Below are 21,711 nucleotides of genomic sequence, written 5' to 3' on the forward strand. Positions count from 1 at the left end.
CGATGAACTGGTCCGATGACGGCATTATCCTCGGTGGGCGCCGCTTCGGTGAAGGCGGCCTCATTCTGGATGTTCTGACGCGGAACCACGGACGCCGGTCTGGACTTGTCTATGGTGGCAATTCCCGGCGGCGGCGCGCGCAGTACGAAGCCGGAAACTCTGTATCTCTCTCCTGGACCGGGCGTCTGGAAGACCAGCTCGGCCGCTTCGAAGTCGCAGAAGCCAGCAAGGAACGCGCATCGCACGTGCTGGACGACGCCAAAGCCCTCGCGGCGGTTTCGGCCGTCACCGCCATTCTTCGCATGTCACTGGATGAGGGCGACGTCGCAGGTTCGGCCATGTTCGAGGCGACGGAAGTCCTTCTGGACCAGATTGAAGCGCGAGAGATCTGGCCAGTACTCTATGTGCGCTGGGAACTGGGCCTGCTCTCCGCGCTGGGCTTTGGACTGGATCTTGAAGAATGCGCCATCAGCGGCGCGAATGACGGGCTGACGCACGTCTCGCCGCGCACCGGCCGGGCCGTGCGCGGGTCGGAAGCGGAAGACTATGTCTCGCGCTTGCTCCGGTTGCCTTCGTTCCTTTTGTCCTCGTCAGCACCGGTCGGCGACGAGGATGTCGCCGACGGGCTGAAGCTGACAGGATATTTCCTGGAATCGCGGGTCTTCCACGCGATGAACCGTGCCATGCCGCCAGAGCGCGACAGGCTGGTCAGGCGATTGGTGGGCTGACGATCAGGCTTTGGCGCTCGGGCGTTCGCCGACCTTTGCAAACCAGGCTGCATAGTTCTTGAACTCGGGATTCAAAGGTTGGCCGATAACATTGCCGAATGCCTGGAAGCAGTAGAGCAGAATGTCTGCAAGGCTGAATTCGTTCCCAGCCACATAGGGCTGGTCCGCCAGGCGTGCATCGAGGAATTCGATCTTGTCCTGTGCGCAGGCCTTCAGGCCGTCTGCTGCTTCCGGGATGCAGCGCATGCGGTCCTTGAACATCGGCAGGCCTTCGGAAAAGCGGAATCCGTTGCCAAGCGGCTCGACGATGTTGAGGTCCACCCAGCGGGTCCAGCGCCGGTTCTGGGCGCGCTCTTCTGGTGTGTCACCCATCAGCTTCTTGCCGGGAAACTTTTCGTCCAGGTATTCGCAGATCGCGGTGATTTCGGTCACGACGGAACCGTCGTCCAGCACCAGACACGGCGTCTGGCCGGCCGGATTGGTTTTCAGATAGGGTTCCTGACGGTTCAGGCCCTTCTGGATGTCGAGTTCCTCCATCGGAATATCGATGCCGCGTTCGGCCATGAACATGCGCACGACGTGCGGATTTGGGCCTACCGAGTTGATGAGTTTCATATGCTTCCTCCCAGAAACTGCTGCCCGTCGCCTGCGAGCCTGCTGTATTCATAATCCGTTCAGGCGGCGCCGTCATAGGTGACGTCGGGGTAGATGGGCGTTTGCTTCCAGGAGGCTGATGCCAATGAAAAATTCGATGATCCTCGCCGGCGCGCTGCTGGCGGCGAGCCTGACCGGCTGTATTGCCGTCACCGGTGTGCATGACGAGGATGCCGTGCGGACCAATACCGATCTCGCAGTCCGCGTTTGCGGCGGCGAGGCGAATGTCAAAGAGGTGACCGAAGACGGTTACCGCTGCCAGTCGAACCCGTAATCATCACTTACAGGCGCTGCCGGGGCCCATATCCATGTGGAAGTGGTCCCGGTGCGCCGCATTGTATTCCGGCCCCAGCGTGACCGAGAACAGGTCGCAGGCGCCGGAATGCACTCTCTTCAGGAATTTCGCTTCCTTCCCGCCTTTTCCCCAGAATGTTTTCACGTCGATCAGGCGGCCGTCTTCCAGCCGGAAGCCGGAAATGTCGACTGCATTGCCGCGCGCATGTTCTGAGCGGCGCCCGGACCCGGCGATATTCCGGCAGGAAAAGCTGCCATACGTCTCGATCCTCGCCAGCGGCGAGCCGAGGATATCCACAGCTGCTGGCCGGGCGACATGGCGCTCCCAGACGTAAAGCGCGGCGGCTTCACCACAGGTCATGCGCAGCGTCGCGGAATAGGGTGTCAGCGTCCGGTCCAGCGTCAAGGCATTGTAAAGACCGCATTTTTCGCCTTTCGGTGCATCGTCCAGCGGCGTGTAGAGCACGCCGACCTTGTCCAGTGCCGGGAAACAGACCTGCGGATGCCTGGCCGCGCGGGCCAGTTGGTGGCCAGTGCCAAGTCCCGGCCGGTCTGTCAGATCCACCGGCGCGAAAGGGTTGTGCCGGGGCGGTGCCGACAACAGGAACAGCGCCACGCACAAGGTGGGCACGGTGAGGAGGAGAAGCCAAGCGCGTAAGTGAGGCATCTGCAGTCAGTACTTAGAGATTTCCTTAACCAAACGGCGGTTTCTGTTAACTCTAGACGCGTTCGCGACTCGCAGGCGATTCTGCCCGCGGACCTGCACCAGAATGTGGCACGAACCGAGAAGGGGCCAGAATGTCCGACCTCAAGGATGGCGAGCCGGAAAACCGGATTATCAATGAACCCATGAGTGAGGCGCTCTCGAAGCGCTATCTCGCTTATGCGCTCTCGACGATCACGGCGCGGGCCCTGCCGGATGTCCGCGATGGCCTGAAGCCCGTGCAGCGCCGCATCCTGTACGGCATGCGCGTTCTGCGGCTGGATCCGGAAGGCGGCTATCGCAAGTGCGCCAAGATTGTCGGCGACGTGATGGGTAACTTCCACCCGCACGGCGACAGCTCGATCTACGACACGCTGGTCCGTCTGGCGCAGGATTTCACCGTCCGCTACCCGCTGGTCGACGGTCAGGGCAATTTCGGCAATATCGACGGCGATAGCGCCGCTGCCTATCGTTACACGGAGGCGCGGATGACCGTGGCAGCAGAACTGCTGCTGGATGGCCTCAACGAAGACGCCGTCGACTTCCGCGCAAACTATGCCGAGAATGATGAAGAGCCAGTGGTGCTTCCGGCGGGTTTCCCGAACCTGCTGGCCAATGGAGCAAGCGGCATCGCCGTTGGCATGGCCACCTCGATCCCGCCGCACAATGCGGCCGAAGTGATCGATGCGGCGCGCCTGCTGATCGAGAAGCCGAAGGCGACGACCGCCGAACTGATGGACTTCGTGAAGGGGCCGGACTTCCCGACCGGCGGCATCATCGTCGAACCTTATGAGTCGATGCTGGACGCCTACGAGACCGGCCGCGGCAGCTTCCGCATGCGCGCGCGCTGGGAAACAGAGGATACCGGCCGGGGTACTTACCAGATTGTCGTCACCGAAATTCCCTATCAGGTGCAGAAATCGCGCCTGCTGGAAAAACTCGGCGAACTGATCGAAGCCAAGAGAGTCCCGCTGCTGGACGATGTCCGCGACGAGTCTGCTGAGGATGTGCGCCTTGTCCTGGTGCCGCGTTCCAAGACGATCGAGCCGGACGTGTTGATGGAAAGCCTGTTCAAGGTCTGCGATCTCGAAACGCGCTTTAGCCTCAACATGAACGTGCTGCACAAGGGCGCGCCGCAGGTCATGGGCCTGAAGGAAGTGCTGCAGGCCTATCTGGACCACCGCCGCGAAGTGGTCGTGCGCCGGGCCCAGCACCGCCTCGACAAGATCGAGAAGCGTCTGCACCTGCTCGACGGATATTTGACCGCCTTCCTCAATATTGATGAGGTAATCCGCATCATCCGGAACGAGGATGAGCCGAAGCCTGTCCTGATGGAGACGTTCAGCCTCACCGATGTTCAGGCTGAAGCGATCCTCAATCTCCGCCTGCGCGCCCTGCGCAAGCTGGAGGAAATGGAAATCCGCGGCGAGCACCAGAAGCTCACCGAAGAACGCGAAGATTTGATCAAGTTGCTGAGCTCGGATCGCCGCCAGTGGACGAAAGTGTCCAAGGAACTCAAAGCCGCCCGCGATGCCTTTGATCCGGACTCTGAGCTTGGCCGCCGCCGCGCCAGCTTCTCCGACGTCAAGGAAGTCGACCTTGCTGCGGCCCTCGAAGCATCCAAGCCGAAGGAGCCGATCACGGTCGTCCTGTCACAGCAGGGCTGGATCCGCGGTATGAAGGGCCATGGTCTGGATACGAGCTCGGTCAAGTTCAAGGACGGGGACGATCTCTACCTCGTCGAGGAAGTGATGAGCACCGACAAGCTCATCCTGATGTCGTCCGACGGCCGGTCGTTCACCATGGCGGCGGACAAGCTGCCGGGCGGGCGCGGCCATGGCGAACCAATCCGCCTGACGATCGATCTGGAAGACAGCGTCGATATCGTCGCCATGTTCCGGTTCGAACCGGCGCGCAAACGCGTGATGGCGTCTTCCACAGGCTATGGCTTCGTTGTCGATGAGAAAGAGCTGGAGTCCAACCGCAAGGCCGGTAAATCCGCCGTGAACACGGGCAGTGGTCATCTCGTTTGCTGTCCTGTAGTCGAAGGCGACATGATCGCGGTTGTCGGCACGAACAAGAAGATGCTGATCTTCCCGCTGTCCGACCTGCCGGAAATGGCACGCGGCAAGGGCAACAAGCTGCAATCCTATAGCGGCAAAGCCGAGTTGAAAGACCTTATCACCTTCGACAAGCGCGACGGCCTGATCGTCATGACCGGGGACCGCCACCGTGCCTTCCCGGAATGGAAAGACTGGAAAGGCCAGCGCGCCCAGGCCGGAAAGGTCGTCCCGAAAGGCTTCCCGAGAAGTGGGACGTTTACAGGGTAATAGAAAGCGCCCGGCCAGCCAGCCGGGCGTATTTTATTCCGGTTAGTAAACCCGCGCGACGACCTGCTTCATCAGCGGACCGATCTCCGTGTGCAGAACAAGGTCGGCATAGGAGTCGTGATCGGTTTCCTCGCGGTTGACGATGACCACGGTGGCACCGGTCCGCTTGGCGATCACCGGAAGTTCGGCTGCCGGATAGACAACAAGCGAGGAGCCGAGCACGATGAACAAGTCGCTTAGCGCGGCTTCTTCCATGGCGCGGTTCATTTCATCTTCCGGCATGGCCTGGCCGAAGGAAATGACGGCGGTCTTCACGAGGCCCGTGCAGAAGACGCAGGTGATGTCTGCGCCGGCTTCCCAGCGCGGTTTCAGGTCTTCCAGTTCGTAGCGCTTGCCGCACTGCAGGCAGCGGGCATAGCTGGCATTGCCGTGCACTTCGATCACCCGGTCATCTGCCACACCGGAAGCCTGGTGGAGATTGTCCACATTTTGGGTGATGACGCTGGAAACCTTGCCCATCTTCACCAGGTCCGAAACGGCGAAGTGGCCGTCATTCGGTTTCGCCCCAGTCCAGCCGGCGGGATTATTGAACACCCGGTTCCAGGCTTCGTTGCGTTGCTCGCGCGAGCTGACAAAATCCTGGAAATAGATCGGCTTCATCTTGCTCCACACGCCACCGGGGCTGCGGAAGTCGGGAATGCCGCTTTCAGTGGAGATGCCCGCGCCGGTAAAAACCACGGCGCGGCGGCATTGCGAGATCAGGCTGGCGAGAGCTTCGGGTGCGTCAGTCATTACCTTAATGCTACACGATTTTTCGGCGTGCGCTACTTGTACATGCCGTCGCGCAAATTGATACCGTGCTCGATCCAGGCTTTCATCGCGCTAAGCATCTGCGACCAGCCCATGCAGTTGCCATACGACTTGCCGAAGCCCTGCTCGGTCGACGGCCAGCCTTCTTCGGCGATCGAGACGATGGTGCGCCCATCGCCAGTCGGCTCGAAACGGAAGGTGACGGTGGTCTCGCCGCCGTCGCCATCATCCCATTTGAAGACTACCCGTTTGTCTTTCTCGACTTCAACGACCTTGACCGGGAAAGCACCGGGGAAGTCATTGAAATCCCACATGACCGTGGCGCCTTCCTCAATGCGGCCCTTCGCGCCGCCGGTCGTGAAATACCGGGACAGGATGTCCGGGTTCACGAAGGCTTCGAAGACTTCGGGGACCGGTCGGCCGATGCGGCCGCTCACCTCGAATTTCGGTTTGATGTCCATCGTCATGTCTCCTTGCCTTCCAGCTAACAATGTTATAAATATATAACATGTCAAGCGAAGCTAACGACGACCTCATTTTCAGGGCGCTGGCTGCGCCGGTAAGGCGGCAGATCCTTGACGCGCTGCGGGACAAGCCACAGACGACAGGCGAATTGTGCGCCCGGTTTGCGGACCTGAACCGGTGCACGGTGATGCAGCATCTGGGCGTGTTGGAAGAGGCTGATCTCGTGCTGGTCCGCCGGGTTGGTCGGGTGCGGTGGAACTACCTGAACGCCATTCCGATTAAGCGTATAAACGACCGCTGGATCGGCCCCCACGCAGCCCGGGCGGTGGGCATGCTCGACGAACTGAAATGTCAGCTTGAGACGGACGACGCGCCCGCCGCTTAGCCTGCGCCTTCCACTGGCTGACCAAAAAACAATACAGCCAGCGCAAGAATGCCGAAGGCGCCGAAGGCTGTGCCCCGTATCGGCGCTTTCGCCTCCCGGAAGGCGCCGACCGATGCGATCCCGCACTGCAGGGCATAATAATAGGCGAAGGCTTTTGAGGCGAAGCTGATAATCTGGAAGACATTGGAAAACCAGGTCAGGCTCAGCCCGATCAGCACGAGCATAAGATAGGCCATCCGCGGCGAGATCCGGCTGCCCGACAATTCCTCCACCAGCCCGCCAGCACCACTCGTGTCCGCAATGGCGGCGCTGAACTGCGCGGAAAGGGCCGCGACGATCAGCATGGCGGGCAGGACGGCCGAGACAATCTTCATCATGTCGACAATCGCGGTTTCGGTGAGCGGTATGGTTTCGGCATCGAATGCGTAAGTCAGCAGCACGACATAGGCCATGTAGATGGCCGTCGCGAGCCATTGGGAATAGCGCATTGAGCGGACCCGCATGTCCGGCTTGTATTCGCTGCCGAGATAGCGGGACGTTTCGAAGCCTTGCACGGTGATGATCAGGCCGAAGGCCAGGGCGACTCCGGTCCAGCCGGTTTCATCTGGCGCCATGACCACCAAACTACCCTGACCGGCCTTGCCTGCGAAATAGAAACAGAGCCCTGCCAGCAGGCCCGCGATGATCGCGAGCTTCAGGCTGACGGCGGCCTGTTCCATCCGCTCCATCGCGGAGAAGCCGCGCAGCCAGCCAACCGCGAGGATCAGGATCATCGCAGCGCTGGTGACCAGCTTTGCATTCACAGGAGAATTGAACGGCGTCATCTTCACGGCGAAGGCGCCAAACAGGTTCAGATAATAGGCGACTGAGATGCAGTAGGCGAAGGACAGCGCCCAGGAGGCGAAATACTCGGTCCGCCGCTCCGAGGCCGATCGGTTGGGATGCCGGTCAATGTTCGCAATATTGAAGCGGATGGCTGCGCCAAAAGCGTAGGCCGCCATGCACAGCAGCAACATCACCATCGGCGCATACTTGCCATAGGAATGGGACAGGATCGGCCCCAGCACGAGGAAGCCGCTGCCGATAATCGAGGCGAGCGGCGTGACGGTCGCGCGCCAGGCCCGGTGATCGCGCACGCGCGGCCACATCAGCAAGCCGAGAATGCCGAGCGTGATAATGCTGATGAGGATTTCCTGCAGCAAGCCGGCGGGTTCCTTCAATCTCCGGAACAGAATGGATGAGACTGCGCCGGGTTCCGTTTACTGGCCCGTTCCGGCTGCAGTCTATACCACGGTTCCGAACAGGTGACCGATGACGCCGGTGACGACCATCGCCGCAACACCCCAGAAGACGACGCGGGCAGAGGCGCGTAGCTTGCTGGCGCCGCCCGCCCTTGCGGAGAGCGCACCAAGCACGGCGAGACTGACCAGCGAGACGGCTGCCACAACCGGTGTGATCTGGCCAGCTGGCGCGGCAACCGCGGCAAAGATCGGCAGGGCGGCACCGACAGTAAAACTGGCCGCAGAGCTGAATGCCGCCTGCACGGGCCGGGCCGCGACCGCGTCGCTCATGCCGAGTTCGTCGCGCGCATGCGCTTCCAGTGCGTCATGCTCGGTCAGCTGGCGGGCGACTTCGCGGGCCGTTTCCGGGGTTAGGCCGCGCTTCAGATAGATATCGGTCAGCTCCTCCAGTTCCGCCTCCGGATGGCTTTTCAGGGCTGCCCGTTCGACTGCGAGGTCTGCTTTCTCGAGGTCGGCCTGAGAGGAGACGGACACATACTCGCCCGCCGCCATCGACATTGCGCCGGCCACCAGACCTGCCAGACCGGCCGTCAGGATGGCGCCGGTCGACGCCTCTGCTGAAGCAACTCCGATGACGAGGCCTGCGGTCGACAGGATGCCGTCATTCGCCCCGAGCACTGCCGCACGCAGCCAACCAACCCGCTGGAAATAGTGGTGTTCGGTGTGGATGTAGGACTCGTCGGAATGTGGAGGAGATTCTGCCATGTGCCTATCCTGCGCAATAAATCATGCGTGGCCAAGTCGGTGCCGATGGTCAAGCGCGCAAATTGCCCTGCGGTCGGCAAGACTGACCCGCTTTTCCTTGCACGATCCGGCGGCGGCGTTTAGGCGTTGAGACGCAAGGATATCCGGAGGGACACACATGCTCATCACGCTTGGCATTATCGTTGCCGTCATCGGCTTTATCATCCTTATCTATAACGGACTGGTGATGAAGCGGCAGCGGGTCAACCAGGCCTTTGCCGATGTGGATGTCCAGCTGAAGCAGCGCCAGAACCTGATCCCGAACCTCGTGGAAACGGTGAAAGGTTATGCCAAGCATGAGCAGGAAACCTTCCAGCAGGTGATCGAGGCCCGCAATGCCGCGCAGAGCGCCGCGACGCCGGCCGAGATGAGTCAGGCCGAAGGCATGCTGACCGCCTCGCTCGGCAAGCTGTTCGCCCTCGCCGAAGCCTATCCGGACCTGAAGGCCAATCAGAACTTCATCCAGTTGCAGAACGAACTCTCCTCCATCGAGGACAAGCTGGCCGCGGCGCGCCGCTTCTACAATTCGGCTGTTCAGGACTACAACACGTCCCGCGAACAGTTCCCAGGCTCCATCATCGCTGGCATGTTCAACTTCGAATCCCGCGATTTCTTCGATGTCGGCGTCGAAGGCCGCGAAGCCCTCAGCACTCCGCCAGAAGTAAAGTTCTAGCCGGTACGTAGATGTGTTAGCTTCCCGGTGAAACGGGAGGTGACCATGAACAGATTTATCAAAGCGGCGGCAGTCCTGACTGTCGCCGCCTTTGCATCCGGCTGCGCCGCCGGCCCCAGCAGCGGCAGCTGGAGCGCGTCGAGCTGGAACGGGCTGGCACCGCAGAATGTCTATGGCGGCAATTACCAGTTCTATGCTGCGCCGGCCGAAGGCCAGGGCTTCAAGCTGAAATTCACGGTGAAGACTGACGGGAATTTCAACATCGCCAGCGCCGGCCCGCCCGCCGAGGCGGATCTTGAAGCCGCCGCCAAGGCCGCCGCGCCGGAAGGCTGTACGCTAGCCTCCATCGAGCGCACCGCGGATGGCGGCGCGGTTGCGGACTATGATTGCGGCGAGGCGACGCAATGATCGTCAAAGTCTCGACCTATCTGATGTTCACGGGACAGGCCGCCGAGGCGCTCGCACTCTACACGGAGGTTTTTCCGGAGAGCGAGTCCAGCGTGCGTGACGGCCCGGTCTATATGGCCGACTGGCGGCTGGCCGGGCATGATGTCATGCTGGTGGACAGCCCGCCGGTCCATGATTTTACGTTCACGCCATCGACCTCCCTGTTCGTGGATTTCGACGATGCCGCAGCGCTGGACGCGACCTTCGCCAAACTCTCAGACGGAGGATCGGTGATGATGCCAGTCGATAATTACGGCTTCAGCCAGCGTTTCGGCTGGGTCGCAGACCGTTTCGGTGTCAACTGGCAGCTGAACCAGCCCTGAGACAAGCACGCGCGACGCCCGTGAAGGCGCTTTGTAGGGGGACTGAGTTTTCAGGCGATGGCTGCGTGTCAGGTTTCCGGCAATGGGAAATTGATGGCACAGGCTGGCGCGATGCGGCGGATGGCAGGCGCAACGCCGGCATCGCGGGGCTCGCTGAACTGGGTGGTGTAGCCGGGCGCAGCTGCGCGGCCATCGCAGGCTGCAGCGAGGCGGTCATTGAGATGCTTTCGCGGTATCAGCCACTCACGCGCTGCCTTGTCCTCCGGCCTGAAGTGAATGCAAGTCAGGAACACGCGTCCGTTCGGGGTGATGCTCCAGCGATAGGTCGTGTCCTTCCCATAGGCGGCCCGCACCGCTGCGCCGAGCAGCCGGAGCTGGAACCAGACGAGCGGCCAGAAGATGACAAGGTGCGGCGGGAAGCCTTCGGGTGGATGAAAGAGCGACATGGCGCACAATATACATCCGAATACGGAGGTGTCGGATGGGTTTGTTTTCGCGGCAATGATTGTGGCAGGTTTGGGCGCGTCAGGTGGTGGATAGCTTTCCACATGCATCATCCCCGGCCGCCCAGCGGTCTGGGGACCCATCTCCTGACGATGCCTCGGGTACGTCATGGAATGACGCACATGCCGCGTCTTTCAGAGATGGGCGCCCAGATGGCTTTCAACCATCGGGCGTGACGTGGGTGGGGAATGATCAACAGAGGGCAAAATCCGGCTGCGCCATGACCACGCATGATCAATCATGATCATAACAGACTATAGGTGACTATGCCGGACTACAGCGCGCCGAACCACGGCACCAGCCGATCTATCGCTTCCTCGATCTGTGGCGTCGAGAGGGCGAAGGAAAAGCGCATGAAATGCTTGCCGCCGACGGGGTCGAAGTCGACGCCGGGCGCGGTGGCCACGCCAGTGTCTTCCAGCAGCTTAAGGCAGAAGGCGAGGCTGTCGTCGGTGAAGCGGGACACATCCGCATAGATGTAGAAGGCACCGTCCGGCGGGGCGATCTTTTCGAGGCCGAGCTTCGGCAGCGCCTCCAGCATCAGTTCGCGGTTGCGGCGGTAGACTTCGACATGGCCTTCCAGTTCCTCGCGCGCGTCCATGGCGGCGAGGCCAGCATGCTGCGACAGGGACGGGGCGGTGAGGAAGAGGTTGCCGATATAGGCGCCGGTACGCCGCGCCATGTCCGGCGGGGAAACCAGCCAGCCAAGCCGCCACGGCGCCATGGAGAAGTATTTCGAGAAACTGTTCACAATGTAGGTGTCCGACGCATATTCCAGCATGGAATGGATCTCCGGTCCGAAGGACAGGCCGTGATAGATCTCGTCGGAAATGATGCGGATGCCCTTGGCCTTTGCCACTTCTGCGATGGCGGCCAGTTCGGAGGCCGGAATGATCGTGCCGGTGGGATTGGCGGGGCTGGCGATGATGACGCCTTGCGGCGCCGGGTCCAGCCTATCGAGCGCGGCCGCGGAGATCTGGTAGCGCGTGTCTTCCCCGCAAGGGATCTCAATGCCTTCAAAATTCAGGGCACGGACCGTGTTGCGGTAGGCCACATAACCGGGCCGGGCAAAGGCGATTCGGTCGCCAGGCGAGAAGGCCGTGGCGAGCGCCAGCACCAACGCAGGCGAGGCGCCGCAGGTAATGGCGAGGCGCCCGGGCGTGATGTCGACGCCATACATATCCTTGTAATGCTGGCAGATGCGGGCCTTCAGCGGCTGGCTTTCCCAATAGCCCATCGGGTCTGTGTCCAGCACTTCATGGCTGCGCGCGATGGCAGCCTTCGGCGCGGGCGTTGAGGGTTGGCCGAACTCCATATGCAGGATGCTGCGGCCTTCTTCCTTCAGCTCATGCGCGCGTTTGGAAATCGTGATCGCGCGGAACGGATCGATGTCTTGTCCCATGGGAGACCTGTTTCGTGTTGGATTACTTGGCGATGAGAGACGGAAGCCAGGTGGCGAGGCCGGGCACGGTGGCGACCAGTGCGATCAGGAGCAGCTGCAGCATGATGAACGGCACGGCGCCGCGCCAGATCTGCATTGTGCTGACTTCCGGCGGCGCCGCGCCGCGCAGGTAGAAGAGGGCGAAGCCGAAAGGCGGCGTCAGGAAGCTGGTCTGCAGGTTCAGCGCCATCAGGATGGCCAGCCAGACCGGGTCGAAGCCCAGCAGGATCAGCGGCGGGGCGACCAGCGGCACGACGACGAACACGATCTCGATGAAGTCGAGGAAGAAACCGAGCACGAACATGACGATCATGGTCATCAAGAGGGCGCCCCAGCGGCCGCCCGGCATGGCGTGCAGCACGTCCTTGACGATGTCGTCGCCGCCGAAGCCGCGGAAGACGAGGCTGAACAGCGAGGCGCCGATCAGGATCAGGAACACCATCGACGTAATGTGCGTGGCGCTCTTCAGCGCTGGCATCAGCTGCCGCACGCGGCGCAGCACCAGCAGGCCCGAACCGATGGCGGCGAAGAAGATCAGGCTGGCGATGAGCGTGACGATGATGCCGGCCAGGCTCGCGGTGCTCATGTCCTCCACGCCGAGGCGAAGGTCCATCGTGTTGCGCACGATGAGGACGAGGATCAGGCTGATGAGGCCGGCCATGATGACTGGGGTGAGGCGGCTGCTGGTCTCACGCGAGAGGCGCAGGCCTGCCAGGAGGATGGCGCCGGCCGCGCCGATGGCGGCGGCTTCCGTCGGCGGCGCGACACCGCCGAGAATGGCGCCGAGCACGGCGAAGATGAGCGCCAGCGGGGCGCCGAAGCCGAAGGCGACTTCCTTGAGGGTGAGCGGCGCGGTGTCCTCGTCCACCGTCACCGCCGGACAGCGCGCGGGGCGCATCACGGCGTTGAAAGCGATCCAGGCAAGGTAGAGCCCGACCAGCATGAGGCCGGGGATCAGCGCGCCGGCGAAGAGGTCTCCCACCGAGACGACGAGCGACTTGCCGCCGCTCGACAGGCTGGCCTGGCTGGCCGCGTTGGAGACTGCGTCAGCCAGCAGGATCAGCACAATGGACGGTGGGATGATCTGGCCCAGCGTGCCAGAGGCCGCGATGGTGCCGGAGGCGAGGCGCGGATCATAGCCCTGTTTCAGCATGGACGGCAGGGCGATCAGCGTCATGGTGATGACGGTCGCGCCGACAATGCCTGTGGAGGCCGCCAGCAGCGCGCCAACCAGCACGACCGCATAGCCGAGGCCGCCATTCAGCTTGCCTAGCAGGCGGCTGGCGATGTGCAGCAGGTCTTCGGCCACGCGCGAGCGTTCGAGGATCACGCCCATCAGCACGAACAGGGGCACGGCAATCAGCGTCGTGTTCTGCATGATCGAGCCGCCTTGTATGCGGCTGGGCAGGGAGCGCAGCATGGGTTCCGGGAAGACGCCGAGGCCGATGCCGATCAGCGCATAGATCAGCGCGACGCCGCCAAGCGTCAGCGCCACGGAATAGCCCATCAGCAGCGCGCCGATGGCACTGGCGAACATGAGCAGGGCGAGGATGATCTCAAGCTCCATGAGCGCTCTCCGTCTCGGAGGTGGCGGGAACTTCGTTCTCCAGCTTGCCGGTCAGGCGCAGCGCTGCCTTCAGCGCTTCCGACAGGCCCTGGCCCAGCATCAGCACGGCGAAGGCCGGAACCAGCGTCTTGAAGAGATAAAGGAAGGGCAGGCCATCGGACTCGGTGGAGCCTTCAAACAGCGACCATGCGCGGGCGAGGCCCTGCTCGCCGGTCGTCAGGATACGGATACAGATCGGGAAGAGGAAGAAATAGATGCCGGCCAGTTCGATCCAGTTGCGGCCATCGGCGCCGAAGCGCGGGCGCAGGATGTCGACGCGCACATGCCCGTCATCGCGCAGCGTTGCGGCAGAGCCCAGCATGAACATCGCGGCGAAGGCGTAGATCACCAGCTCGTTCAGCCAGGTGAAGCTGATGCCATAAGTGTATCTCAGCACGACCACAGACAGCTGGAACAGGACCAGCAGCAAGGCGCTGGCAATTGCCCCGCCGAGGGCCACACCGCTGATCGCATCAATCAGGCCGCTGACGCGTTTCGAAATGCCTTCGACCAGGTTCGGCAGGACGAGGGTGATGAGCGGCAGCAGGAAGAGGGGCAGCAGCGCAATGCCCGCCCATTTCAGGATTGTGCCGATATGAAGGAAGAAAGCCGGATCCATGACGGGGCGACCCGCTATTTGTTCGCGTCGCGGGCGGCGTAATAGGCGCCGTCCGAAATGGTGGACCAGCCGCGCATCAGCTTCAGCGATTTCTCGAAGCTGTCATAGATGCGCTTCTCGATTCCGTCCTTGCCGGAGTCTGCCCGCACGTCCCAAGCCGCTTCGGCCATGGCGGAAACAACTTCCGGCGGGAAGCTGCGCAGCTGCACGTTATGTTCGCGCAGCAGCAGGTCGAGATGGACGGCATTCTGATAGGTGAACTCGCCGACCGCTGTGTGGTTCACGCTTTCACAGGCCGCTTTGAAGACAGCCTGTTCCCCAGGGGAGAAACTGTCCCAGACGCGGCGGTTGATGCCGCAGGCGAGGCTGGAGCCTGGCTCGTGGAAGCCGGGGCCGTAATAATAGGGCGCCTCGCGGTGGAAGCCGAGATAATAGTCGTTCCACGGGCCGACCCATTCGGTCGCGTCGATCGCGCCGGTCTGCAGCGACTGGTAGATCTCCCCGCCCGGAATGGCGATGGACGAGCCGCCGAGCGCACGCAGCACGTCGCCGCCCTGACCCGGAATGCGCATCTTGAGGCCGACGAGATCGTCGAGGCTGTTGATCTCCTTGCGGAACCAGCCGCCCATCTGGTGGCCGGAGTTTGCCGCCTGGAAGGCTTTCACACCGAACTGGCCGGACAGCTCGTCCCAGAGCTCCTGTCCGCCGCCGAAATCGATCCAGCCCATGATCTCCTGCGCCGTCATGCCGAAGGGCACTGCGGTGAAGAAAGGATAGGCTGTGGATTTGGCCGTCCAGTAATATTCCGCGCCGTGATACATGTCGGCCGAGCCGTTTGCGACCGCGTCGAAACATTCGAAGGCAGGCACGAGTTCGCCTGCGGCAAAGACCTTCACCTCAATCACGCCATCTGTCTCGGCCATGATGCGGCGGGCGACGCGCTCTGCGGCTTCGCCAAGGCCCGGCAGGCCCTTCGGCCAGGTGGTGACCATGTTCAGCTTGCGCCGGTTGCGGCTGATGGCCGGGGTGCCGGCGAGCGGCGTTGTGCTGGGATTGGCAAAGGCGGCTGCTGCGCCGCCAAGACCGAGTACGCCCGCGCCAACGAGGTTACGTCTGTTGATCATGCGTTTCCTTCCCCATTACCCGTTAGGGTGCCCCGGACCCGGTCTCTCACGGACCTTATTCGTCGTCGCGGAGCAGCCTCCAGCGGTCTCCGTCGAGCACCTCGAGCGGTTTGTAACGGCGCTTGTAATCCATTTTCGGGCTGCCCTTGACCCAATAGCCCAGATACACGTGCGGCAGGCCGAGGTCCTGCGCGAGCCGGATATGGTCAAGGATCATGAAGTGGCCGAGTCCGCGGCCCTCCTGATCCGGGTCGAAGAAGGTGTAGACCATCGAGAAGCCGTCGCGCAGCACATCGGTGATCGAACAGGCGACCAGCAAGGCGTCTTCCTCTGGCCCGTCGCGATATTCGAAGATATGGCTTTTCACCGGACTGCCGCCGACCATGGCCGCATAGTCGCGATAGGACATTTCCGACATGCCGCCGCCCTCATGACGGGTCTGCACATAGGATTTCAGCAGGGCGTATTGCTCCCGCGTCGGTTCAGCGGGGACTTCGCGGCGCACGAGGCCACCATTGCGCTGCATGGCGCGCCGGTCATTGCGGGACGGGATGAAATCCCGCGTCGGTACCCGCACACTGCGGCAGGCATTGCAGCGCGGGCAGGCCGGCCGGTAAGCGATGGACTGGCTGCGCCGGAAACCCGACTGGCTGAGCAGATTGTGGACCAGATCTGATTCGGTGATCGAGAGATTCGTGAACGCCTTGCGCTCTTTGCGGCCCGGCAGATACGGACAAGGGCTGGGATTCGTTACGTAAAAACGCAACGAACGCTCCAGACCGGGGGGCAGGATCTTCGAGTCCGTAAATTTCATGCTTTAGACACTACACTTACAGATCGAACCGCCAAGGGGCGAAGAGCGTAAACACGCACCAAAGCACAAAAACGAGCGGTCCGCCGAAGCGTACGAAGTCCCCGAAGCGGTAATGACCGGGACCCATGACCAGCATGTTCGTCTGATAGGCGATCGGCGTCGCGAAACTGCAATTGGCACCGTAAATGACCGCCAGCAGGAAAGGTAGCGGGTCGGAGACGTTCAACTCATGCGCCGCGGAGAGGGCAATTGGCGAGAACAGAATGGCCGTGGCGGCGTTCGAGAGCAAATTGGTCAGGATCGCGACGGCCAGGAACAGGGCCGACAGAACGGCCAGCGTGCCGAAGGGTGACGCGACATTGACCACGGCATGGGCAATGAAGGAGGCCGCGCCGGTTTTCTCCAGCGCCATGCCCATGGCGAGCGCAGCGCCGATAACGAGGAAGATGCGCAGGTCCAGCGACCGGCTGGCCTGCCGGTAGTTCAGGCAGCCTGTGACCAGCATGGCCACGGCGCTGAGCACCGATGCATGCAGAATCGAGAGGATGCCGGAGGCAGCAGAAATGACAAGCGCGAGCGAGATCACCCGCGCGGCAAGGGCCTTGGTGGTCAGCGGGATTTCGGTCTGTGACCATTCCAGCAGGATCAGGTCACGGCTCTGGCGCAGTTCCAGGAAGGCATCCGGCGGGCCGCACAGCAGCAGCGTGTCACCCGATTCCAAGCGGATCTCGCCTAGCTTGGTGCGGATCATGCGGCTGCGGCGCTGGATGCCCAGCGTCACGGCGCGGGTCAGGCGGCGGAAGCCCAGCATCTCGACCGTCCGGCCGACCATGCGCGAGCCGGGGGCGATGACCGCCTCGGTCAGCGACAGGCGGCGCGGGCGGCCGCTTTCGTCCATGTCGCCGCCGGCAGACTGCCAGACCTGTTGCAGGAAGTCCGGCTGGCGGGCGAGGACATTCTGAAGTGCCGCGCGCGTTGCGGCCACGATGACAAGGTCGCCGGGGCGCAGCTTGATGTCCTCGTAGGGTGGCAGAAAAGCACGCTCGCCGCGCTGGATCATGCGTACGGTCATGTCGGGCAGGTCGGTGAACATGCCGGCGACGGGCTTCTTGCCTTCCAGGAAGTGGCCCTGCGTGACTTCGATCTGGGTCAGGAACTGCTTTGATGAGGTCGGTGCGATGTCTTCCGTCAGGCCCTCGCGGACCGGCAGCAGGAAGCGCGAGAAGACCAGGAGATAGATCATGCCCGCGACGGCCAGGACGAGGCCCATCGGTGATTGTTCGAAAAAGCCAAGCTGGCGGCCCTCGATCCGGTCAAAGGCTTCGGCGGCCAGCAGGTTGGTCGAGGTGCCGATCAGCGTTGTCATTCCGGCGAAGATCGAAATGAAGCTGAGCGGCATCATCAGTTTCGAGGCCGAGGACTTCATCCGGTGGGCGATGGCGCTCATCACCGGCAGGAACATGATCACGATCGGCGTATTGTTGACGAAGGCGCTGATCCCGAACACGGCGAGAAAGGCGAGCAGAAGCGTCATCCGCGGGCGCCGGTCATAGCCGGACAGCAGCGCCTTGGTCGGGCCTTCAAGGGCGCCGGTCTGGAACAGGCCCTGGCCGACGACCAGCAGGGCCATGATGGTGATCAGGGCCGGATTGCCGAACCCGGAGAGCAGGTCCTGCGCGCTGATCGGGGTGCCGTCTTCGCCATGCGCACCGGGCAGGGTGAACAGGACCAGCAGCGCCGCAATCACGCAGACGGAGACCAGCTCCATCGACCAGCGGTCCAGCATGTAGAAACAAATGGCAGCCAGGACGACGCCAAGGCTCGCCCACATGGTCCAATGTGTCAGGAATTCTGCGAGCATCAGGGCTCCGGGACTTTCTGGTATGGCCCCCGGAAACCGGAGGGCGTTAACCCTCTACTTGGACCAGTATGCTGACCCGCCGGTTAACGGGCAAGTGGGGCTGAGCCGGGATGAGTGGCCGAGTATCGGCCAGACCGGCCACACCGCGAATACGTTCCGCCGCGACACCTGCGGCCTCGAAGATGCGCCGGGCCTCGTTCGCCCGGTCCGAAGACAGCTCCCAGTTGGAGTATCCGGGGGTCAGGCTCGGGAAGGCGTCGGTATGGCCTTCAAGGACAAGTGTACCCGTCGTACCGGCCAGTGCGGCCGCCGCATCGCGGGCAAGGGTTAGGCCGGATTCGGTGAAGCGGCCATCGGCGCGGTCGAACAGCGGACGCTCTGCCGTGTCGACGAGGTCAATGCGGATGCCGTCTGCCTCTTTTGCCAGCACCACGCTGGCGCCTGCCGCAACAAGCGCCGGATTTTCGCTGAGCGCGCTGAACACGCGATCCGCTGCCGAGGGGCCGGATTGTACTGAGACGGCGGTGGCGGCGTCCGGTGTACGATTATGGAAATAGTCGGCAATCTCGGCGCGGTCGTCGGCGGACACGCCGCTGACCAGCCACATGAGAAGGAAAAACGCCATGAGCGCGGTCAGGAAGTCGGCATAGGCCATCTTCCAGGTGCCTGCCTTTCGGGCGGGCGCAACGGGCATTCTGCCCGCGCCTTGTGAAGAGTAAGTGGCATAAGCCATCTGCTCGCTCGAACCCTCTCCTTCTGAGTGGTCTGCTTGTATTAGCAGGCCTTGGTGAAGGTCAGGTCACGCCAGACGGTGGGATTTCGATGAAATTCGATCTATCTGGTACGGGCGTAATTGGAGAATCGATATGGCACGCACGGCATTTCTTGGCCTCGGAGTGATGGGGTTTCACATGGCGGGCCATCTCGCCGCGAAGGGGCACGAGGTCGTGGTGTGGAACCGGACCCATACCAAGGCCGAGAACTGGGCGACCCAGCACAAGGGCGAAGTGGCCAAGGACCCGGCCTCTGCGGCCTTCGGCGCTGAATGCGTCCTGCTGTGCCTGGGCGACGATCCGGACGTGGCCGAAGTCTTTGCCGCGCTGGAGCCGAGCGTGGCGGCCGGCATGGTGATCGTCGATCACACGACCGCCTCGGCAGACCTTGCGCGCGATCTCTATGCCCGCTGCAAGGCGAAGGGCGCGCATTTCCTGGATGCCCCGATCTCCGGCGGGGAAGCCGGCGCGCGCAACGGCGCCCTGACCATCATGTGCGGCGGCGACGACCCGACCTTCGAACAGGCCCAGCCCATCATGGCGGCCTATGGCAAGCGGATGACCCATATCGGCTGCGCCGGGTCCGGCCAGCTGGCCAAGTCCGTCAACCAGATCTGCATCGCCGGCATCGTGCAGGGCCTCGCCGAAGGCCTGCACTTCGCGGAGAAAGCCGGGCTGGATGTCGCGGCCGTGATCGAGGCGATCAGCGGCGGCGCGGCGCAGAGCTGGCAGATGGAAAACCGCTGGAAGACGATGGTAGATGATCATTACACGCACGGGTTTGCCGTCGACTGGATGCGCAAGGATTTGCGCATCACGCTGGAAGCGGCCCGCGACAATGGTGCGACGCTGCCGGTGACCGCACTGGTCGACCAGTATTATGCCGACGTGCAGGCCATGGGCGGCAATCGCTGGGATACGTCCAGCCTGCTGGCCCGGCTGAAGCGATGAGACGGCTCGGGTGAGGCGGCTTGATATTCATCTGAGGGCGGATGAACGCCTTGATGTGGTGCTCCGGGCGGTGAAAGCGTCCGAGCCTGTTGACTATTATGTGCTCGAAACGGAGCAGAAGGATCGCAGGCTGGTTTCCGTCTTCGTCCGGGAAGGCGTGGAACAAACGCTGATGGACAATGTCCAGTCCGCCCTGGAAGGGGCGAATGGCTGGCGTATCTCCATCCTTCCCATCGAGGCGACGGCCCCGAAGCTGGAAGAGCCGAAACCCGGCAAGGAGGCGAAATCAACACAGGCGACGCGCGAGGAAATCTATTCCGACGTGGCAAGCGGTGCGCGCTTTGACCGGAATTTCTTCATCATGGTGGTGCTCTCCACCATCGTGGCGGCAATCGGCCTGAACTCCGATGGGGTGGCAGCCGTGATCGGCGCAATGGTGATTGCGCCGCTGCTTGGACCTGTGCTCGGTTTTTCAATGGGCGCGGCGCTTGGCGACTTTGCGATGCTGAAGCGGGCGACGGTGACGCTTGCAGCCGGCATAGGCACGGCGCTTGCCTGTTCGCTGCTCCTGTCGTTCCTGCTGCCGATTGACCTGCAGAGCCATGAGCTGATGTCGCGCGCGGAGGTCCGTCTCGACGGACTGGCGCTTGCCATGGCGGCGGGCGGAGCGGCGGCGCTTTCGCTGACGCGTAGCCAGTCTGCTGCGCTGGTGGGTGTCATGGTCGCAGCAGCCTTGCTGCCGCCGGGTGCAGCCGTTGGCCTGTTCATGGGGGCAGGCGAGTGGGCGCTGGCCCTGCGTGCCTGCCTGCTGTTGGCACTGAACGTGGCGGCGCTGATCCTTTCGGCGCTGATCGTTTTCCGGTTGCGCCGCATCCGGCCGCGCTCGTGGATCGAACAGAAGAATGCCAACCGGGCTGTCCTGCTGAATGCCCTTTTGTCGGGCTTTGTGCTGATCGTCTCCGTCGCGCTGATACTTTATCTTGATCTCGGGAACAAAGTATCGATCGGGTAGTGCGAAACAGACAGGCGCAGAGACTCAGATGAATGATCCAGCCCGATTCCGCTCGCGGATTGCGACGGAAGACGATATTCCCGCGATCACTGAGCTGATGCGCGCCTCCATCGCAGTCAACATGCGGGCGTTCCTGTCCGAACCGGAAATCAAGGCCGCGCAGGAGACAATGGGTGTCGACCGCAGCCTGATTTCAGACGGGACCTATTTCGTCATTGAAACCGATGTGGACGGCGAAACGGTCATGGTCGCCTGCGGCGGCTGGGGCAAGCGGCGGACGCTGTATGGCGGCGACCACTCACCTGGGCGGGACGACAGGCTCTCCAATCCGGCAACCGATGCAGCGCGAATCCGCGCCATGTACACCCATCCGGACTGGATCCGTCAGGGCCTTGGAACATTGCTGCTGGAACGGGGAGAGGGCGCGGCCCGGAATGCAGGTTTTAAGACAATCGAGCTGGGTTCCACTGTCCCTGGCCGCCCGCTCTATGAGGCCCGCGGCTACGAGGCTTACCATATCGAACACCACACCGGTGCAAACGGAGAGCGGAATACCGTGATCCACATGCGCAAGCTGCTGTAAGCAGGCGGGGCGGGCGGGTTTACATCCGGGCCTGAACTTCTAGGTTGGGGGGTGAGACCCCCAAAGCACCCGCGAGAGCGACGCGGCCTTTGATGACCCACACACCCGAAAAGATTGGAATTATCATGACGCAAGTCAAAAACGGCGACACCGTGAGCATCCACTATACCGGGACGCTGAACGACGGCACGACCTTCGACAGCTCCGAAGGACGTGATCCGCTGGCCTTCCAGGTCGGTTCCGGACAGATCATCCCCGGTCTCGACACGGCCCTTCCGGGCATGGCTGTCGGCGACAAGAAAACCGTCAACGTTCCGTGCGATCAGGCTTACGGCCCGGTCAATCCAGACATGCGCCAGCAAGTGCAGCGCACCGAAATCCCGGCGGAGATCCCGACCGAAGTCGGCACACGTCTCCAGATGCAGGCGCAGAACGGCCAGGTCATCCCGGTTGTTGTCGTGGACGCCAACGAAGCCACGGTGACCCTGGATGCCAACCACCCGCTGGCCGGTCAGGACCTGACCTTTGCCATCGAACTGGTCGACATCAAACCGGCCGCCTGAGGC

At 62.5% G+C, this 21,711-nt stretch carries 25 protein-coding genes; 11 read left to right on the forward strand and 14 right to left on the reverse strand.

Going from position 1 to position 21,711, the window contains the following annotated elements; translation table 11 throughout:
* Window positions 1-2: 2 nt before the first annotated feature.
* Window positions 3-728, forward strand: coding sequence for a DNA repair protein RecO (recO, locus tag HY17_RS09935; RefSeq protein WP_034766247.1), 726 nt, complete (start codon window positions 3-5; stop codon window positions 726-728).
* A 3-nt stretch (window positions 729-731) separates the two neighbouring features.
* Here recO and HY17_RS09940 read toward each other — a convergent pair whose 3' ends face one another.
* Window positions 732-1,343 carry a glutathione S-transferase family protein gene (locus HY17_RS09940; protein WP_034766248.1) on the reverse strand — a complete coding sequence of 204 codons (612 nt, stop codon included), beginning with the start codon at window positions 1,341-1,343 and terminating at the stop codon, window positions 732-734.
* A 124-nt stretch (window positions 1,344-1,467) separates the two neighbouring features.
* Between HY17_RS09940 and HY17_RS09945 the strand changes: the two genes are divergently transcribed.
* A complete protein-coding gene (locus tag HY17_RS09945) occupies window positions 1,468-1,656 on the forward strand; it encodes a hypothetical protein (RefSeq protein ID WP_034766250.1) in 189 nt (62 codons plus the stop codon).
* Window positions 1,657-1,659: 3 nt separating this feature from the next.
* On the opposite strand, the gene HY17_RS09950 is transcribed toward HY17_RS09945, so the two are convergent.
* Entirely contained in the window at window positions 1,660-2,277 is a 618-nt protein-coding gene (locus HY17_RS09950) for an extensin family protein (protein ID WP_175354437.1), read from the reverse strand.
* Window positions 2,278-2,474: 197 nt separating this feature from the next.
* Here HY17_RS09950 and parC point away from each other — a divergent pair, with 197 nt between their 5' ends.
* Window positions 2,475-4,709, forward strand: a complete 2,235-nt coding sequence (gene parC / locus HY17_RS09955) for a DNA topoisomerase IV subunit A (protein ID WP_034766252.1) — start codon at window positions 2,475-2,477, stop codon at window positions 4,707-4,709.
* 42 nt (window positions 4,710-4,751) lie between these two features.
* On the opposite strand, the gene HY17_RS09960 is transcribed toward parC, so the two are convergent.
* Both HY17_RS09960 and HY17_RS09965 read right to left on the reverse strand, forming a co-directional pair.
* Entirely contained in the window at window positions 4,752-5,501 is a 750-nt protein-coding gene (locus HY17_RS09960) for a Sir2 family NAD-dependent protein deacetylase (protein WP_034766253.1), read from the reverse strand.
* A gap of 32 nt (window positions 5,502-5,533) precedes the next feature.
* Entirely contained in the window at window positions 5,534-5,980 is a 447-nt protein-coding gene (locus HY17_RS09965; protein WP_034766400.1) for an SRPBCC family protein, read from the reverse strand.
* Between the two features lie 47 nt (window positions 5,981-6,027).
* On the opposite strand from HY17_RS09965, the gene HY17_RS09970 reads away from it, so the two are divergent.
* Window positions 6,028-6,369, forward strand: a complete 342-nt coding sequence (locus HY17_RS09970; RefSeq protein ID WP_034766254.1) for a helix-turn-helix domain-containing protein — start codon at window positions 6,028-6,030, stop codon at window positions 6,367-6,369.
* Here HY17_RS09970 and HY17_RS09975 read toward each other — a convergent pair.
* Window positions 6,366-7,571, reverse strand: coding sequence for a hypothetical protein (locus HY17_RS09975; protein ID WP_197020260.1), 1,206 nt, complete (start codon window positions 7,569-7,571; stop codon window positions 6,366-6,368). The genes HY17_RS09970 and HY17_RS09975 overlap by 4 nt on opposite strands.
* An 81-nt stretch (window positions 7,572-7,652) precedes the next feature.
* A complete protein-coding gene (locus HY17_RS09980) occupies window positions 7,653-8,375 on the reverse strand; it encodes a VIT family protein (RefSeq protein WP_081813081.1) in 723 nt (240 codons plus the stop codon).
* A gap of 157 nt (window positions 8,376-8,532) precedes the next feature.
* Here HY17_RS09980 and HY17_RS09985 point away from each other — a divergent pair, with 157 nt between their 5' ends.
* Genes HY17_RS09985 through HY17_RS09995 form a run of 3 tightly spaced genes read left to right on the forward strand, consistent with a single transcriptional unit; the run spans window position 8,533 to window position 9,857 of the window.
* Window positions 8,533-9,087: a LemA family protein gene (locus HY17_RS09985; RefSeq protein ID WP_034766255.1), complete on the forward strand. Its 555-nt coding sequence runs from the start codon at window positions 8,533-8,535 to the stop codon at window positions 9,085-9,087.
* A gap of 45 nt (window positions 9,088-9,132) precedes the next feature.
* On the forward strand, window positions 9,133-9,495 hold the full coding sequence (locus HY17_RS09990) for a hypothetical protein (RefSeq protein WP_034766256.1): 363 nt from the start codon (window positions 9,133-9,135) through the stop codon (window positions 9,493-9,495).
* Entirely contained in the window at window positions 9,492-9,857 is a 366-nt protein-coding gene (locus HY17_RS09995) for a VOC family protein (RefSeq protein WP_034766257.1), read from the forward strand. The genes HY17_RS09990 and HY17_RS09995 overlap by 4 nt, the downstream gene beginning before the upstream one ends.
* A gap of 68 nt (window positions 9,858-9,925) precedes the next feature.
* Here the strand turns inward: HY17_RS09995 and HY17_RS10000 are convergent, their stop codons facing one another.
* The 8 genes from HY17_RS10000 to HY17_RS10035 form a co-directional block, all read right to left on the reverse strand.
* Window positions 9,926-10,303: a hypothetical protein gene (locus tag HY17_RS10000; RefSeq protein WP_146740172.1), complete on the reverse strand. Its 378-nt coding sequence runs from the start codon at window positions 10,301-10,303 to the stop codon at window positions 9,926-9,928.
* 332 nt (window positions 10,304-10,635) lie between these two features.
* Window positions 10,636-11,763 carry a pyridoxal phosphate-dependent aminotransferase gene (locus tag HY17_RS10005; protein ID WP_034766259.1) on the reverse strand — a complete coding sequence of 376 codons (1,128 nt, stop codon included), beginning with the start codon at window positions 11,761-11,763 and terminating at the stop codon, window positions 10,636-10,638.
* Between the two features lie 22 nt (window positions 11,764-11,785).
* Entirely contained in the window at window positions 11,786-13,369 is a 1,584-nt protein-coding gene (locus HY17_RS10010) for a TRAP transporter large permease subunit (RefSeq protein WP_034766260.1), read from the reverse strand.
* Window positions 13,359-14,027 (reverse strand): TRAP transporter small permease subunit, encoded by a 669-nt coding sequence (locus HY17_RS10015; RefSeq protein ID WP_051599906.1) that lies wholly within the window; start codon window positions 14,025-14,027, stop codon window positions 13,359-13,361. Before HY17_RS10015 ends, HY17_RS10010 begins: the two co-directional genes overlap by 11 nt.
* Before the next feature lie 14 nt (window positions 14,028-14,041).
* Window positions 14,042-15,151, reverse strand: a complete 1,110-nt coding sequence (locus HY17_RS10020) for a TRAP transporter substrate-binding protein (RefSeq protein ID WP_034766261.1) — start codon at window positions 15,149-15,151, stop codon at window positions 14,042-14,044.
* A 55-nt stretch (window positions 15,152-15,206) separates the two neighbouring features.
* Window positions 15,207-15,965, reverse strand: coding sequence for an arginyltransferase (locus HY17_RS10025; protein ID WP_051599907.1), 759 nt, complete (start codon window positions 15,963-15,965; stop codon window positions 15,207-15,209).
* Between the two features lie 16 nt (window positions 15,966-15,981).
* Entirely contained in the window at window positions 15,982-17,826 is a 1,845-nt protein-coding gene (locus tag HY17_RS10030) for an SLC13 family permease (RefSeq protein ID WP_034766262.1), read from the reverse strand.
* 46 nt (window positions 17,827-17,872) lie between these two features.
* A complete protein-coding gene (locus tag HY17_RS10035; RefSeq protein WP_034766263.1) occupies window positions 17,873-18,520 on the reverse strand; it encodes a flagellar motor protein MotB in 648 nt (215 codons plus the stop codon).
* Window positions 18,521-18,692: 172 nt separating this feature from the next.
* On the opposite strand from HY17_RS10035, the gene HY17_RS10040 reads away from it, so the two are divergent.
* From HY17_RS10040 to HY17_RS10055, 4 genes are all read left to right on the forward strand, one after another.
* Window positions 18,693-19,550 (forward strand): NAD(P)-dependent oxidoreductase, encoded by an 858-nt coding sequence (locus tag HY17_RS10040; protein WP_034766264.1) that lies wholly within the window; start codon window positions 18,693-18,695, stop codon window positions 19,548-19,550.
* A gap of 10 nt (window positions 19,551-19,560) precedes the next feature.
* Window positions 19,561-20,562 (forward strand): TIGR00341 family protein, encoded by a 1,002-nt coding sequence (locus HY17_RS10045; RefSeq protein ID WP_034766265.1) that lies wholly within the window; start codon window positions 19,561-19,563, stop codon window positions 20,560-20,562.
* A gap of 28 nt (window positions 20,563-20,590) precedes the next feature.
* Window positions 20,591-21,145 (forward strand): GNAT family N-acetyltransferase, encoded by a 555-nt coding sequence (locus tag HY17_RS10050; protein WP_034766266.1) that lies wholly within the window; start codon window positions 20,591-20,593, stop codon window positions 21,143-21,145.
* A gap of 125 nt (window positions 21,146-21,270) precedes the next feature.
* The gene (locus HY17_RS10055) at window positions 21,271-21,708 is read left to right on the forward strand and encodes a peptidylprolyl isomerase (protein ID WP_034766405.1); all 438 of its coding nucleotides are present in this window, start codon (window positions 21,271-21,273) and stop codon (window positions 21,706-21,708) included.
* Window positions 21,709-21,711: the final 3 nt, after the last annotated feature.

This window comes from Hyphomonas sp. CY54-11-8 (genome assembly GCF_000682735.1).
Classification (GTDB): Bacteria; Pseudomonadota; Alphaproteobacteria; order Caulobacterales; family Hyphomonadaceae; genus Hyphomonas.

Bases quoted from the DNA above. Each gene is read 5' to 3' on its own strand.
- HY17_RS10030 (WP_034766262.1), bottom strand. From the start codon at position 17,826: ATGCTCGCAGAATTCCTGACACATTGGACCATGTGGGCGAGCCTTGGC.
- HY17_RS09995 (WP_034766257.1), top strand. From the start codon at position 9,492: ATGATCGTCAAAGTCTCGACCTATCTGATGTTCACGGGACAGGCCGCC.
- HY17_RS10005 (WP_034766259.1), bottom strand. From the start codon at position 11,763: ATGGGACAAGACATCGATCCGTTCCGCGCGATCACGATTTCCAAACGC.
- HY17_RS10040 (WP_034766264.1), top strand. From the start codon at position 18,693: ATGGCACGCACGGCATTTCTTGGCCTCGGAGTGATGGGGTTTCACATG.
- HY17_RS10020 (WP_034766261.1), bottom strand. From the start codon at position 15,151: ATGATCAACAGACGTAACCTCGTTGGCGCGGGCGTACTCGGTCTTGGC.
- HY17_RS10010 (WP_034766260.1), bottom strand. From the start codon at position 13,369: ATGGAGCTTGAGATCATCCTCGCCCTGCTCATGTTCGCCAGTGCCATC.
- HY17_RS09940 (WP_034766248.1), bottom strand. From the start codon at position 1,343: ATGAAACTCATCAACTCGGTAGGCCCAAATCCGCACGTCGTGCGCATG.
- HY17_RS10055 (WP_034766405.1), top strand. From the start codon at position 21,271: ATGACGCAAGTCAAAAACGGCGACACCGTGAGCATCCACTATACCGGG.
- HY17_RS09945 (WP_034766250.1), top strand. From the start codon at position 1,468: ATGAAAAATTCGATGATCCTCGCCGGCGCGCTGCTGGCGGCGAGCCTG.
- HY17_RS09965 (WP_034766400.1), bottom strand. From the start codon at position 5,980: ATGGACATCAAACCGAAATTCGAGGTGAGCGGCCGCATCGGCCGACCG.
- HY17_RS09985 (WP_034766255.1), top strand. From the start codon at position 8,533: ATGCTCATCACGCTTGGCATTATCGTTGCCGTCATCGGCTTTATCATC.
- recO (WP_034766247.1), top strand. From the start codon at position 3: ATGAACTGGTCCGATGACGGCATTATCCTCGGTGGGCGCCGCTTCGGT.
- HY17_RS10035 (WP_034766263.1), bottom strand. From the start codon at position 18,520: ATGCCCGTTGCGCCCGCCCGAAAGGCAGGCACCTGGAAGATGGCCTAT.
- HY17_RS09980 (WP_081813081.1), bottom strand. From the start codon at position 8,375: ATGGCAGAATCTCCTCCACATTCCGACGAGTCCTACATCCACACCGAA.
- parC (WP_034766252.1), top strand. From the start codon at position 2,475: ATGTCCGACCTCAAGGATGGCGAGCCGGAAAACCGGATTATCAATGAA.
- HY17_RS09990 (WP_034766256.1), top strand. From the start codon at position 9,133: ATGAACAGATTTATCAAAGCGGCGGCAGTCCTGACTGTCGCCGCCTTT.
- HY17_RS10025 (WP_051599907.1), bottom strand. From the start codon at position 15,965: ATGAAATTTACGGACTCGAAGATCCTGCCCCCCGGTCTGGAGCGTTCG.
- HY17_RS09970 (WP_034766254.1), top strand. From the start codon at position 6,028: ATGTCAAGCGAAGCTAACGACGACCTCATTTTCAGGGCGCTGGCTGCG.
- HY17_RS10015 (WP_051599906.1), bottom strand. From the start codon at position 14,027: ATGGATCCGGCTTTCTTCCTTCATATCGGCACAATCCTGAAATGGGCG.
- HY17_RS09960 (WP_034766253.1), bottom strand. From the start codon at position 5,501: ATGACTGACGCACCCGAAGCTCTCGCCAGCCTGATCTCGCAATGCCGC.
- HY17_RS10000 (WP_146740172.1), bottom strand. From the start codon at position 10,303: ATGTCGCTCTTTCATCCACCCGAAGGCTTCCCGCCGCACCTTGTCATC.
- HY17_RS10050 (WP_034766266.1), top strand. From the start codon at position 20,591: ATGAATGATCCAGCCCGATTCCGCTCGCGGATTGCGACGGAAGACGAT.